Source organism: Streptomyces fulvoviolaceus, from assembly GCF_000718165.1.
Lineage (GTDB): Bacteria > Actinomycetota > Actinomycetes > Streptomycetales > Streptomycetaceae > Streptomyces > Streptomyces fulvoviolaceus.
Genome location: NZ_JOEY01000002.1, coordinates 1 through 13,461, shown reverse-complemented (window position 1 = coordinate 13,461; position 13,461 = coordinate 1). Strand labels below are relative to the sequence as shown.

Here is a 13,461-nt window from a genome sequence, read left to right as displayed (position 1 = left end):
CGGTACAGATGAACCATGCGTATCTCCGTGACGATCTTCCTCACCGACGAGACGATCACCCCGACCCGGCTCGCCCGTGAGCTGGAGCAGCGGGGGTTCGCCGGTCTCTATCTGCCCGAGCACACGCACATCCCGGTGGAGCGGGCCACGCCCTACCCCGCCGGTGGCGAGCTGCCGCCCGAGTACGGCCGTACGCTCGACCCCTTCGTGGCGCTCGGCCAGGCCGCCGCCGTCACCGAGCGGCTCGGCCTCGGCACCGGCATCACACTCGTCGCCCAGCACGACCCGATCGACCTCGCCAAGCAGGTCGCGACGCTGGACCACCTGAGCGGCGGGCGCTTCACCCTCGGGCTGGGATTCGGGTGGAACGTCGAGGAGGCCGAGGACCACGGCGTCGAGTGGCGCACCCGGCGCGAGCTGGTCCGGGACCGGATGGCCCTCATGCGGGCGCTGTGGTCGGAGGGACCGACCGCGTACGCGGGGGAGTTCGGGAGCGTCAAGGCGAGCCACGCGTACCCCAAACCCGCGCAGAAGCCGCGCGGCCCCGTGGTCGGCCCGCGCACGCTCGTCGGCGGGACGGCCGGGCCGAAGCTGTTCGCGAACATCTGCGAGTACGCCGACGGGTGGCTGCCGATCGGCGGGCGCGGCCTGTCCGAGTCGCTGCCGGTGCTGCGCGCCGCCTGGGCCGACGCGGGCCGCGACCCGGCCGCCCTCCAGGTCGTCCCGTACGCCGTCTTCCCCACCCCCGGCAAGCTCGCGCACTACGCGGAACTGGGCATCGAGGAGGTCGTCGTGCAGCTGCCGCCGGTGGGGGAGGCGGAGGTGTTCAAGCTGCTGGACGACTATGCCCCTTATGTCTCCTGGGCTCGTGACACCGTGTAACGACCGGCCGTCGGGGACGAATCGGGCGGTGCCTGTCTGCCCTGATCACCTCGCTCGTATGCTCGAGGGATGACGACTTCCGCGACCTCCGGAACCGGCCCCACCGACCGCCCCGGCGGCACCGGTCCAACCGAGAACTCCATGCGTCGCGCCCTCAAACGCGCCCGGGACGGCGTCGCCCTCGATGTCTCCGAGGCCGCGGTGCTGCTGCAGGCACGCGGTGAGGCCCTCGAGGACCTCACCGCGTCCGCCGCCCGGGTGCGGGACGCGGGCCTGGAGGCGGCGGGACGCCCCGGCGTCATCACGTACTCGAAGAGCGTCTTCATCCCCCTCACCCGGCTGTGCCGGGACAAGTGCCACTACTGCACGTTCGTCACCGTGCCCGGCAAGCTCCGCCGGGCCGGCCACGGCATGTTCATGTCCCCGGACGAGGTGCTCGACGTGGCCCGCAAGGGCGCCGCCCTCGGCTGCAAGGAAGCCCTGATCACCCTCGGCGACAAGCCGGAGGACAGGTGGCCGGGGGCGCGGGAATGGCTCGACGCGCACGGCTACGACGACACGATCGCGTACGTCCGGGCCATCTCCATCCGCATCCTGGAGGAGACGGGGCTGCTGCCCCACCTCAACCCGGGCGTGATGACGTGGACGGACTTCCAGCGGCTCAAGCCGGTGGCCCCGTCCATGGGCATGATGCTGGAGACGACCGCGACCCGCCTCTGGTCCGAGCCCGGCGGCCCGCACTACGGCTCCCCGGACAAGGAACCCGCCGTACGCCTGCGGGTTCTGGAGGACGCCGGTCGTTCGTCGGTCCCCTTCACGTCAGGGATTCTCATCGGGATCGGCGAGACGTACGAGGAGCGCGCGGAGTCGCTGTTCGCCCTCCGGAAGGTCTCCCGGTCCTACCACGGCATCCAGGAACTGATCATCCAGAACTTCCGCGCCAAGCCGGACACGGCGATGCGCGGCATGCCGGACGCGGAACTCGACGAGCTGGTGGCGACCGTGGCGGTGGCCCGGCACATCATGGGCCCGTCGGCCTGTCTCCAGGCCCCTCCCAACCTCGTCGACTCCGAGTACGAGCGGCTCATCGGCGCCGGCATCGACGACTGGGGCGGGGTCTCGCCGCTGACGATCGACCACGTCAACCCGGAACGCCCCTGGCCGCAGATCGAGGAACTGGCCGAGCGCTCGGCAGCCGTCGGCTTCGAACTGCGCGAACGCCTCTGCGTGTACCCCGAGTTCGTCCAGCGCGGCGAGCCCTGGCTGGACCCGCGGCTGCGTCCGCACGTACGGGCGCTCGCGGACCCGGAGACGGGTCTCGCGCGGCCGGACGCCGTGGTGGAAGGTCACCCGTGGCAGGAGCCGGAGGAGGTCTTCGAGGCGTCCGGCCGCACCGACCTGCACCGCACCATCGACACCGACGGCCGTACGTCCGACCGCCGCGACGACTTCGACGAGGTGTACGGCGACTGGGGCGCCCTGCGCGAGGCGGCCGCCCCCGGCATGGCACCGGAGCGCATCGACACGGACGTACGCCAGGCGCTGGCGACGGCGGCCGACGACCCGACGAAGCTCACCGACGGCGAAGCCCTCGCCCTGCTGCACGCAGACGGCCCCGCGCTGGACGCGCTGACGCGCATCGCGGACGACGTCCGCAAGTCGGTCGTCGGCGACGACGTCACCTACATCGTCACCCGGAACATCAACTTCACCAACGTCTGCTACACCGGCTGCCGCTTCTGCGCCTTCGCGCAGAGGAGGACGGACGCCGACGCCTACACGCTCTCCCTGGATCAGGTCGCCGACCGTGCCCAACAGGCCTGGGACGTGGGCGCGGTGGAGGTCTGCATGCAGGGCGGGATCCATCCCGACCTGCCGGGGACGGCGTACTTCGACATCGCGAAGGCGGTGAAGGAGCGGGTCCCCGGGATGCATGTGCACGCCTTCTCGCCGATGGAGGTCGTGAACGGCGCGACCAGGACGGGTCTTTCGATCCGCGAGTGGCTGACGGCCGCGAAGGAGGCCGGGCTGGACTCCATCCCCGGCACGGCGGCCGAGATCCTGGACGACGAGGTCCGCTGGGTCCTCACCAAGGGCAAGCTGCCGACGGCGACGTGGATCGAGGTGATCACGACGGCGCACGAGGTCGGCATCCCGTCGACGTCCACGATGATGTACGGCCATGTCGACCAGCCGCGCCACTGGCTGGGCCACCTGCGGACCCTGGCCCGTATCCAGCAACAGACGGGCGGCATCACGGAGTTCGTCACGCTCCCGTTCATCCACACGAACGCGCCGGTGTACCTGGCGGGCATCGCGCGCCCCGGCCCGTCGATGCGGGACAACAGGGCGGTGACGGCGATGGCGCGTCTGCTCCTCCACCCGCACATCCCGAACATCCAGACCAGCTGGGTGAAGCTCGGCACCGAGGGCGCGGCGGAGATGCTCCGCTCGGGTGCGAACGACCTCGGCGGCACGCTCATGGAGGAGACGATCTCCCGGATGGCGGGCTCGTCGTACGGCTCGTACAAGTCGGTGAAGGACCTGATCGCGGTGGCGGAGGCGGCGGGGAGGCCGTCGAAGCCGCGCACGACGCTGTACGGCGAGGTCCCGGAGGAGCGGCAGCGCGCGGCGGCCGTCTCGGACGGGCATCTGCCGGAGCTGCTGCCGGTGCTGGACTGAGAGACGCTGGACCGAGAGACGGGGGCCGTCACAGTACGATGATCGGACCCCCTCTGGAGGGGTCCCTGTACCTGAGGAGATGCGTGCCCGTGCCTGCCCGACGGCTGCTTCCCTCGTGGGTCTGGGTGTCCGGCCTGACGGCGGGCGCGATCGTGGTCGTCGCCTTCCTGACCGTGAAGGCGGACCGGGGCGCGCATCCCGAAGCCCCGGTCGCTCAGCCGAGCGCGTCCGCGAGCGTGTCTCCCTCGCCCCGGGCGTCCGAGTCGGCGGCCGCGGTCCCGGACGGCTCCGGCACCGGCCGCCGTATCGTCTACTCGCTCGGCCAGAAGCGGGTGTGGCTCGTGGACGCGAGCGACGCCTCCCGCAGCACCTTCGCGGTGTGGCCGGGGACCGTGAGCCCGGACCCCGGCACCTACACGGTCTCCGTGCGCAACGACGCCACCACCGGCTCCGACGGCGTGCAGATCGAGCACGTCGTGTACTTCGCCGCTAAGTCCGGCCTCTCGATCGCCTTCTCCAACGCGGTGGACGGCTCCTCGCCGCCCGCCGTCGCGGCCGGCGCCCAGACGAGCGGCATCCGGATGCGGAAGGCGGACGGGGAGGCGCTGTGGACGTTCGGGACGGTGGAGACGTCGGTGGTGGTGGTCAAGTAGCCGAGCGGTCAGTGGTGTTGGGCAGGTTGACCACCAGCAGCACGACCCCGCTCAGCAGGAACACCCGCAGCGCCGCGTCGAGCCCGTTCCAGGTGTCCGACTGCCACATCGAGAACCACTCCCCGCCGATCGCGATGAACCCGGCACCGAAGAGCAGCATCAGCATGAGCAGGCCGTAGGTGGAGAAGCGGCGCGCGCGGAGATCGTCACGCCGGAACCAGAGCCAGGTGCCGTATATGAGCACGAGCGCGGCAAGGGTCTCCCAGACGATGATCGCGACGTACGCCGCGTCCTGAAGTCCCTTGCTGGTGATGGCTCTCCACATCAGATCGTCGTCCTTGAACGTCGTATCCATCGCGAGAACGTGCTGCACGAACTGCTGGTTCGTCCCGAAGTCGGTGATGTTCCCGAAGGCGACGAGCGCGATGTAGAGCGCGACGCTCGCGGTGAGGAGGGTGGCCGTGAGGTGGAGGGCGCTTCGTGGGGGTGTAGTTGGCATGAAGGTCATCTTCCCCGCACGGCCCGGTGTGTTCCATAGGCATTGAGCCAGAATGGGGAGCGCACGGACCGGGACTAGGGGACGGACGGTACGGATGGCACAGGCGCGACCGTCGCTGCAGGAGCTGGTCGAGCAGCGCAGAAGGGCCGGATTCGTGGGCCGGCGCGTCGAACAGGCCGCGTTCCTGGGGAACTTCGACATCCCGCCGGGGGATGCGCGCCACCGCTTCCGCTTCCATGTGCACGGCAACGCGGGCGTCGGAAAGTCCTTCCTGGTACGGGAGTTGGAGCACCTCGCACGTTCCGTTCCATCCGAGCCCACTTTGTGGAATCTGGGAGTTGAGCACTCCGGTTCCGGCACTCGATTGCGACGCTGCTCTCCGACATACCCCCTTCCACGCCACCGTCGTCAAGAACCGCGGATGCCTCGCCGGAAGAAATCCGGCGAGGCATCCGTGACAAGCGGATCCCGTCTCAGCGCACGTAGGGGAGCTTGACTCCTGCCTCGCTCAAAGCCGATTCATACACCGACAGCATCGCCGAGACCGTTGACTGGATCTCCCTGAAGGCGAATCCCGCCTCTTCCAGGTCTCCCGAATCCAGGTTTCCGGCCAGTTCCTCGATGGTCTCCTGAAGGACCTTCAGGGAGTCTCCCTGAACGGCCAGCGCCGGATACCGGCGGTTCGGCAGTTGGACCACCGCGTAGTTGCCCGAAACCGCCAGTAGCGCGGCTGAGGTTTCCTGTTCGCTCATCCCTAACCCTGTGGATAGAAGGTGACGTGGGGACTGCTGGTGTCGAGTGGCCCGGTCAGACGCCTCGAGGGGCTACTCGGTGTCCTTGGGGTGGCGGGTGGACGCGTACACGAGATGGACGGTGCGGCGCGCTTCGTCGACGAGGTAACGCGCGCGACCGCCTGCCGTCACCTCGTACTCCCACTGGGGATACTCCTGCCCGCCGAGATTGCCCGTGGCCAGACGACCCCGTAACCGGTGCTGACGGTCGGGATCCGCTCGGGACAGAGGGTCGTTGCGCAGTGCCTCGAAGCAGCGCCGGGTGTTCCCCGGGGCCTCCGCGCCCAGCTCGCCCCATCCCTTCGCCGCCTCGTTGGTCGCGAACCGCAGGCGCCATTCCCCACCCACCGGCGGAGGGGCGACGTCGTCGCCGCGCTTCGGGCTCATGGAGCGGTCACCTCGCCGTGGTCCTCGTCCGGCAGTCGGCGGGTGAGTTGTGCGGTGAGCTCGGGGTCGGCGAGGACACGTGCCGTCGCGCGCCATTCGACGACGACTCGGTGGAGATTGGCGTGGACGTCCAGCTGGGCCGCGTCGTAGGTGGCGTCGATGAGCTCGGCCACGAACTGCTTTAGCTCGTCCCCCGACAGGTGACGGCCCCATGGGAAGACCGAGGGCAGCGCGCGCAGTATGGCCCGCTCGCCTGCATCGCTACGGACCAGGGCGGCGAGAAGGCGGGCCGTGATGTCCGCCGTCTCTTCGCGCTGCTGGTCGTGGCGGGCTGTCGTCAGGTAGAGATCCTCGCCGTCCCGACGCGTGATGTGCACACGCTGAGTCCGGTCGAGCGTCTCGGCGACACGCTTCGAATTCTTCGAGAGCTCGGAGAAGGCGACCGTGGGAGTGGACATGATCCGACGGTACTTCGGAACGTATTCCGAAGTCAATCGGTGAGGGCTGTCCGGGAGCCCATGCCTCTGCCAGACTTCAGGCGAGCGAGCTACGGGGGTGGTGCGGATGGGGTCGACACGGCCTTCGATGCAGGAGCTGATCGGACGTCGCAAGCGTGCTGGGTTTGTCGGCCGTCGCAGCGAACTCGACCTTTTTCGCGCCAACTTCGACGCCTCGCCTGAGGATGAGCGGCACAGCTTTGTCTTCCACATCCACGGCGCGGCGGGAGTCGGTAAGTCCTCCTTGATCCGCGAGCTTCAGGCCGTGGCCGCGCAGCGCAAGGCGCTCACTGCCTGCACGGACGAGACCGTGAACAGCGTGCCCGAGGCGATGGCGGCGATCAGCGCGCAGTGCGCCAGGCAGGGCGCGGAGTTGAAGGCCCTGGACAAGCTCCTTGCCACCTACCGCCAGCGCCGCCACGAGGCGGAGACGGCTTCGGCGGCACTGGAGGTCGGGCCGGACCCCGGCCTGCCCGCATCGCCCTCGCCGGGCAGCATGGCCGTGTCGCAGGCCGGGCTGATCGGCCTGGGCATGGTTCCAGTCGTGGGGGCCTTCGCCGGGGCCATCGACCCGGCTCAAGTGGCCCACGGTACAGACCGGTTGAGGGCGGCGCTCAGTGCGCGCTTCCGGAATCACGACGACGGGCAGCTGGTTCTGGAGCCGCTGAAGGTCCTGACACCGGTCTTCGTTGCGGAGCTGGACCGGGTGGCCGCCGACGTGCCCTGGGTCGTGCTCTTTTTCGACACGTACGAGCGCACGGCGCCCTTCCTCGATCCCTGGCTGCTCGACCTGATCACCACGGACCGGTACGGTGCGCTGCCCGCAAACGTGGTCGTCACCCTGGCTGGCCAGCACGGCCCCGACCCCGCACGATGGGCGGACTACGCCGGGTTCGTTGCCGAGTTTCCCCTGGAGCCGTTCACGGAGTCCGAGGTGCGCCAACTGCTCGCGGCGAAAAGGGTGGTGGACGAGGACGTCGTACGGGAAGTGTTGCGGCTGTCCGGGGGCCTTCCGGTGCTCGTGTCGACCCTCGCCGAGAACTCGGGCGCGATCGACGATCCAACCGCCACCGCCGTGGAGCGCTTCCTCAAGTCGGAGCGCGATCCGGTGCGGCGGGAGGTCGCAATCGCGTGCGCTCTGCCGAGGTGGCTGGACAAGGACGGGTTCCGAGCGGCCGTGGATGGAGAGACCGGAGGGTCGTACGAGTGGTTGCGAGGGCTGCCGTTCGTGAGCGAGCGGGCGGGTCGCGTCCACTACCACGACGTCGTTCGCACGGCCATGCTCAGGCTTGAGCGGACGCGGTCGCCGCGGCAGTGGACGGAGCGGCATGCGAGGCTCGCGGAGGTGTATGGGGGGTGGCGTGCCGAGGCGGAAGAAGGGCTGGAACCGGACAAGTTGTGGTTCGACGAGTCATGGCGCGAGCTGAGGCTCGAGGAGTCGTACCACTTGCTGAGCGCCCGGCCTCAGACCGTGCTGGGGCAGGTGCTCAGGGACGTAGTCGACGCCTGCCGCGCGGGCGAGGTTGCGGCACGCGGCTGCGCGCAGGTGCTCTTGGACGCGGGAGAGCAGGCGGACGCGGCAGGATTGCATGGATGGGGCCACGACCTTCTCGTAGCCCTCTCGGCCGAGTCGGAGGGATCTCTGCTCGTTCTGGGGCTGCTGCTTGACCGGGCAGGCCTCGATGCGTTCGGGCGGGCCGAGGCGCACTGTGTGCGGGGGCAGGAGCTGCGGTCGAAGGGGGAGCATGACCGGGCCCTCGTCGAGTACGACCGGGCGCTCGTGTTGAATCCGGAGTCGGCGGAGGCATATCACGGCCGTGGCGTCACCCGCAGAAGAGCGGGTGACGCTGTGGCGGCTTTGGTCGACTTCGACCGTGCGGACGAGCTGCACCCCGACAACGTGCGGATCATCTTCGACCGGGGAGAGGTCCTCCGGACATTGGGCCGGCATGAGGAGGCCGCCGAGGCCTTCGATCGTGTGCTGGCACTGGATCCCACACATGAAGTGGCATGGGCGAGCCGGGCGTACAGCAAGCATTCCCTCGGCGACGACGACGGTGCGCTCGCCGACTTCGACCGAGCGCTGGAGATCGACGACGAGTACCTGTGGGCTCTCGTCCACAGAGCTGAGGTCTACCGGCGGCTGGGGCGGCTCGCGAAGTCCTTCGCGGACCTTGACCGGGCGGTGGAGATAGCACCGGAAGACGCGTGGGTCGCCTCCGAGCGCGGAGACGCCTACCGGCTGGTGAGCAGGTACGAGGAGGCAGTCGAGGAACTCGGGAGGGCCTGTGAGCTCGACCCGGAGTACGACTCAGCACACGCCGGCCGCGGGTACGCCCTCGTCCGCCTGAACCGCCCCGAGGAGGCGCGCGCGGCCTTCGACCGCGCGATCGAGCTCGACCCAACGTATGTGTGGGCCTTGGTGCAGCGTGCTCGCCTGCGACGTGACCTGGGCGATGCGCAAGGCATGTGGGCGGATCTGGACAGGGCCGTCTCGGCCGCTGTGCCGGGGGGCTGGGCTCTCGGCCAACGAGGCATCGTCTACGCGGACGCCTGCCGATACGAGGAGGCTCTTGCCGACTACGACCTCGCTCTGGAACGCAGTCCAGATCTCGCCTGGGTCCGTGCTCTGAGAACCGAGGCGTTGACCTCGCTGGGCAGGGGCGACGAGGCGATGGCCGAGCTCGACCGTGCTCTGGAGCTCGGTCCGGACGATGCGGACACGCTGGAGGTCAGAGGCCGGGCTCGGCTGAGGCGAAGTCAATACCTCGAAGCTTTGCGGGACCTGGACAGGGCACTTTCCTTGCGGCCGAACAATGCGAGTCTGTACGTGGCTCGCGCGAGTACGTGCATCTCCATCGGGCGGCTCGACCAGGCGTTCGCCGACCTCCGACAGTGCCTTGAGCGCGGCGATGCGGTCGAGTGGGCGCGTGGCAGAGCTGTCGACGTCCTGCTGTGGAAAGGGCGATACGGCGAGGCTGTGCGCCTGCTCGACAGCATGCGTGCGATCGCCGAACCGAAAGGCGACAGCGCCACGATGTTCGCGTGCTGGTTCGCTGACGTCATAACCGGCCGGTGGGGACATGCTCGGCAGGCCGCTGACTGGTTGCAGACGAACCGTCCCGAGCGGGGAGTGCCCATGCTGGCTCTGGTGGTCGGGACGAAGGAGGGTTTGAGTGCCGCCAAGCCGCTGTGGCGCGAGGTGCGGCGCCTCGCGCTGGCCGAGGTCGCGCCGGACATCATCAACGTGCTGATCGGCTACGCCCAGGGAGACTGGGCCAGGGCCGATACTTTGTTCTCCGAAGTGCTCACCCAGGACCACGACTGGGAGGACCTGGCCGACCTGGCCCATTTCCTCACCCTTTTGGCACGCTGCCGCGACGCTGACCCGGCACTCTTCGGCCCTCGCCTGGCCCGGGTCGTCGCGGCGCGAGACGCCGTCCAGGCTCGCTACGCGGAGTAGGCCCCGACGAACGCGGCCCATGAGCGGTTCGTGAATGCGAGCTGTACGCCCTCGCTGTCCTTGGAGTCGCGGATGTGGACGGTGGCGTCGGCGGGGGCTGCTATCGCGACCTCGACGCAGTCGGGGCCGTCGTTGCTGCTGTAGCTGCTCTTGAACCACTTCAGCGCGGGGGTCATGTCTCTTCTCCCAGGACTTTCTCGATGAAGGCCAGCGACTCCCGTGGTGAGAGGGCCTGCGCCCGGATCATTCCATAGCGCATTTCCAGGATCTGGACCTCCCGGGGATCGCTGATCAGGCGGCTGTGGAGCTGGGCTTCCGAGTGCCCGAGCGTCTTGCCGTCCCGGAGCTTCAGCAGTCGGATCGAGCCACTCATGCCCGCGTGGTCCTCACGGTCCGTGGGCATCACCTGGATCGCGACGTGCCTCAACTTACTGATCTCCAGTAGGTGTTCGAGTTGTTGTCGCAGCACCATTCTGCCGCCGATCGGCCTTCGCAGCGTGACCTCTTCCTGGACGAAGGTGAGGAGGGGAGCGGGCACGCGCTCGAAGACGGCCTGTCGTGCCATACGTGCTGCGACGTGCCGGTCGATCTCATCCGCGGTGTACGAGGGCGCTCGCATCGCGAACAAGGCCTGTGTGTACTCCGGCGTCTGTAGAAGGCCGTGGACGGTGTGGCTGTCATAGGCCCCGAGCTCGACCGACTCCTCCTCCAACTTCGCCAGATCCCGCACCTTCTTCGGGTACCGCGCCTCCTCCACGTCCTTCTTCATCGCGGAAATCTTCCCGCCCGCCCCGAGCACCTGATCGGTCTTGTCGAGGAAGTCGGGCTGCGGAACCCTCCGCCCGCGCTCGACCGCCGAGACCATGTCCTCGCCGTACCCGATGGCCGCCCCGAGTTCCGTCTGCTTCATCCCGGCGGCCTCCCGCCAGACCTTGATCTGGCGGCCGACCATCTTGAGTACGGCCGCGGCCTCTTCGTCCTCCACGGCGCCCACCTTCCGCATACGAGGTACCAGCCGGACGACTCCGGACCGCATCCGGACTGTCGCGCTGCGTACCGACGTCAGTGCTGTTCAGGGTAGGGGCAGAAGTGACCACGCTGAGTGACGTGAACCAGGAAATCACCCAAGCCGCCACCGCAGTACGGCACTTCACGGCGCTGTTGTCCGCAACGCGCAGGGGCGCCCGCCTTGCTTGGCTGCTCACGGAACGTCAACTCGCCGACTGGGGCGAGCCGTCCGGCGCCTGAGGTGACCGGATCCCGTGCATGCCGAACCCGGCACAGAAGTACGCGGAATCGGGGCGGCCCGTTGCAAGACCGTATGGGTCGAACTGGCGCCGGATCGCCCGGACCAGTGACCCGGCCGCGCCCGACGCCAAAGACAAAGAACCGGGGAAAGAACCAAACCCGCCCCACCCAGCCCGTCACTCACCGCACCCCTGATCACGCGAGTCACTCGGTCGGGTGATCGCGATCAATCGCGCTGGCGCGGCGGCGAGTTGATCGGGCAATGTCGATCCCAACAGCCAACCGCACACATGAAACGGCCCCCGCCGGGAGTGCAATCCCGAACGAGGGCCTGATCACCCAGGAAGAAGAGAGCTTCCCGATGACTGAGCAGCACTTTAGCGCGCGCACGCGCTCCCGTTCCGGCCGTTCCTCCCTTGGAGTTGCCCACGTGGACCAACGCCACAACGAAGAGTTCACCGTGGTCGGAAACCATCTGGCCCAGCATCCCGATCTGTCCCTCACGGCCATCGGCCTGGCGACCCACATCCAGTCGCTCCCGACCGGAACCCTCGTCGGCATCAAGGTCCTCGCGGCCAAGTTCCCCGAGGGCGAGACTCGGATCGCCGCCGCCCTGCGGGAGTTGGAGCAGCACGGCTATCTGTCCCGCACCAAGGAGCGCCTGCCGTCGGGACGGATCGTGACGCGCACGACCTCGTACAACAAGCCCCAGGCGCGGCGGGGCCACGCGGCTCCCGCGCCCCGCCGCGAACCGGCCCCGGACCCCAAGGAGCCGGAACATCCGGCCCCGACCACGACCGCACCGCTCCCCACCCCGGATGCCTCCGGCCTGCCCGCCCACCGCACCGCCCGCAACGTCCTGGTGGGCCTCCGCACCCTCGACCCCCGTCTCCACCTCGCCGAGCGCGACGTACGCCGCCTCGCGCCTGCCGTGGCCGCCTGGCTGGAACGGGGCGTCGCCCCCGACGCCGTACAGCGAACGCTCGCGGCGGATCTGCCGTCGGAAGGCGTACGTCACCCGGCGGGCTTCCTGGCCCATCGCCTCACCGCCCTCCTCCCGCCGCCCTTCGAGCCCTTCGGCACCGGCCCGGAGGCCGCCCGCCCCGACCCCCTCCAGAACTGCGACGACTGCGACCGAGCCTTCCGCTCCCCGCGGTCAGGCCGCTGCCGAGGCTGTCGTACGGCCCGGTCGGCGGCGTAGAAGGCCCACCTGGGAAGTGATCCCCATGCCCGAACTCACCCCGGAAGCGTTGCGGGCGGCGGTCACACGTATCGCGCCGAGCCGGATCCCGGCCCTCACACAGCACCTCTTCGAGGCCACGACGAACGCGCAGCAGACGCAGAGCCTGGCTCCGCTGCGGGCCTTCGTGCACTCCTGGGCCGTCTTCGTGGCGATTGAACGGCACCCGGAGCGCGCCGCCCGACTGCGTGAGCTGGAGCGGATCGTCGATGCGGGGGAGCAGGACCCGGTCGAGGCCATCTCCGAGATCCGCGCGATCCGGGAGGCGGCCGAGGCGGAGGCGGGCCTGTGACGGACTGGGCATGGGACTACAACCCGAGTGCCGAGTACGTCACGGGCGGACTGCCGCCCGGGGCGATGGCAGAGGTGGAGCGGATCGCCACAGAGCCGGCCGCCCTGGGTCATGACTGTCGTAGCCGTCGTGGCGTCGAGTGGGCCGCCGGTTCGAACCCGGCAGGGGTTCCAACGACGTGATCATGTCACCGGTCTGTGACAGCGTTGTCCTTGGACGAAGACGCCGGGAACCTTTCGGTTCGCAGCCCCCTCATAATGATCAAGAAAGCACAGGGAAGCCGAACCCGCTTCGGCCTCAACTTACCGATTATCAAGGGGATTTCCGTGTCCGGTAGCCGTCGTAAGGCCCTCCTCGTCTCCGCAGCCCTCGTGGGCGGCCGGCTCCGGCGCCGACACCGGCAACGGCAAGAAGGAGCCGGTCGAGCAGAGCTGCGGCGCCAACGACATCTCCTGGAGCACCAGGTCCGAGACCCAGGCCGGCGGTTACATACTGATCGTCGCGAAGGCGAAGTCGGGGATCACCTGTTACCTGCCCGCCGCGCTTCCGACCGTGGCGTTCGGATCCGACGGCACCCAGGCGGGTCCCGCGGAGCAGGCCGTCGGCGAGCAGATCAAGCTGAGTGGGAGCACCGCCGCCTACGCCGGGGTGAACCCGAAGAGCACCAACGGAGACGGCGGCAAGGAACTGGACAGCATCATCGTCGGCGTCGGTGACGACGACCCCAACCCGGTTTCCCTGCCGGTCGGCACCATCACTGTCGAGGACCCGATCGTCACCAACTGGCACACCGACGCGGCGGACGCCGTTCCCTTCAGCTGAACGGA

General features: G+C 69.0%; 13 protein-coding genes and 1 pseudogene. 8 read left to right on the top strand and 6 right to left on the bottom strand.

Annotation, left to right across the window (positions count from 1 at the left end):
- Positions 1–15: 15 nt before the first annotated feature.
- The 3 genes from IG08_RS0101925 to IG08_RS0101915 all read left to right on the top strand — a co-directional run bounded on the left by IG08_RS0101925 (position 16) and on the right by IG08_RS0101915 (position 4,217).
- Positions 16–882, top strand: a complete 867-nt coding sequence (locus tag IG08_RS0101925) for an LLM class F420-dependent oxidoreductase (RefSeq protein ID WP_030595340.1) — start codon at positions 16–18, stop codon at positions 880–882.
- A 69-nt stretch (positions 883–951) separates the two neighbouring features.
- On the top strand, positions 952–3,564 hold the full coding sequence (locus tag IG08_RS0101920) for a bifunctional FO biosynthesis protein CofGH (RefSeq protein WP_030595338.1): 2,613 nt from the start codon (positions 952–954) through the stop codon (positions 3,562–3,564).
- A gap of 83 nt (positions 3,565–3,647) precedes the next feature.
- Positions 3,648–4,217: a L,D-transpeptidase gene (locus tag IG08_RS0101915; RefSeq protein WP_030595336.1), complete on the top strand. Its 570-nt coding sequence runs from the start codon at positions 3,648–3,650 to the stop codon at positions 4,215–4,217.
- On the opposite strand, the gene IG08_RS0101910 is transcribed toward IG08_RS0101915, so the two are convergent.
- The 4 genes from IG08_RS0101910 to IG08_RS0101895 all read right to left on the bottom strand — a co-directional run bounded on the left by IG08_RS0101910 (position 4,210) and on the right by IG08_RS0101895 (position 6,352).
- Positions 4,210–4,716, bottom strand: a complete 507-nt coding sequence (locus tag IG08_RS0101910; RefSeq protein WP_030595334.1) for a DUF2165 domain-containing protein — start codon at positions 4,714–4,716, stop codon at positions 4,210–4,212. The genes IG08_RS0101915 and IG08_RS0101910 overlap by 8 nt on opposite strands.
- Before the next feature lie 473 nt (positions 4,717–5,189).
- Positions 5,190–5,468, bottom strand: coding sequence for a DUF6959 family protein (locus IG08_RS0101905; RefSeq protein ID WP_052424445.1), 279 nt, complete (start codon positions 5,466–5,468; stop codon positions 5,190–5,192).
- A gap of 72 nt (positions 5,469–5,540) precedes the next feature.
- Positions 5,541–5,894 (bottom strand): hypothetical protein, encoded by a 354-nt coding sequence (locus IG08_RS0101900; RefSeq protein ID WP_030595328.1) that lies wholly within the window; start codon positions 5,892–5,894, stop codon positions 5,541–5,543.
- Positions 5,891–6,352 (bottom strand): hypothetical protein, encoded by a 462-nt coding sequence (locus IG08_RS0101895; RefSeq protein ID WP_030595325.1) that lies wholly within the window; start codon positions 6,350–6,352, stop codon positions 5,891–5,893. Before IG08_RS0101895 ends, IG08_RS0101900 begins: the two co-directional genes overlap by 4 nt.
- Before the next feature lie 127 nt (positions 6,353–6,479).
- Here IG08_RS0101895 and IG08_RS53840 point away from each other — a divergent pair, with 127 nt between their 5' ends.
- The gene (locus IG08_RS53840) at positions 6,480–9,854 is read left to right on the top strand and encodes an ATP-binding protein (protein WP_063757743.1); all 3,375 of its coding nucleotides are present in this window, start codon (positions 6,480–6,482) and stop codon (positions 9,852–9,854) included.
- Here IG08_RS53840 and IG08_RS0101885 read toward each other — a convergent pair.
- Together IG08_RS0101885 and IG08_RS0101880 are read right to left on the bottom strand one after the other, a co-directional pair.
- Positions 9,842–10,030 (bottom strand): DUF397 domain-containing protein, encoded by a 189-nt coding sequence (locus IG08_RS0101885; protein WP_030595319.1) that lies wholly within the window; start codon positions 10,028–10,030, stop codon positions 9,842–9,844. The genes IG08_RS53840 and IG08_RS0101885 overlap by 13 nt on opposite strands.
- A complete protein-coding gene (locus IG08_RS0101880) occupies positions 10,027–10,839 on the bottom strand; it encodes a helix-turn-helix domain-containing protein (protein WP_030595316.1) in 813 nt (270 codons plus the stop codon). The genes IG08_RS0101885 and IG08_RS0101880 overlap by 4 nt, the downstream gene beginning before the upstream one ends.
- A gap of 122 nt (positions 10,840–10,961) precedes the next feature.
- On the opposite strand from IG08_RS0101880, the gene IG08_RS56630 reads away from it, so the two are divergent.
- The 4 genes and pseudogenes from IG08_RS56630 to IG08_RS0101865 form a co-directional block, all read left to right on the top strand.
- Positions 10,962–11,102, top strand: coding sequence for a hypothetical protein (locus IG08_RS56630; RefSeq protein WP_234342783.1), 141 nt, complete (start codon positions 10,962–10,964; stop codon positions 11,100–11,102).
- 361 nt (positions 11,103–11,463) lie between these two features.
- Positions 11,464–12,303, top strand: a complete 840-nt coding sequence (locus tag IG08_RS0101875; protein ID WP_030595312.1) for a DNA-binding protein — start codon at positions 11,464–11,466, stop codon at positions 12,301–12,303.
- Positions 12,304–12,328: 25 nt separating this feature from the next.
- Positions 12,329–12,634 (top strand): DUF6247 family protein, encoded by a 306-nt coding sequence (locus tag IG08_RS0101870; protein ID WP_030595309.1) that lies wholly within the window; start codon positions 12,329–12,331, stop codon positions 12,632–12,634.
- A 375-nt stretch (positions 12,635–13,009) separates the two neighbouring features.
- Positions 13,010–13,456: pseudogene (locus tag IG08_RS0101865) on the top strand (DUF4232 domain-containing protein); the annotation flags it as partial.
- Between the last annotated feature and the right edge of the window lie 5 nt (positions 13,457–13,461).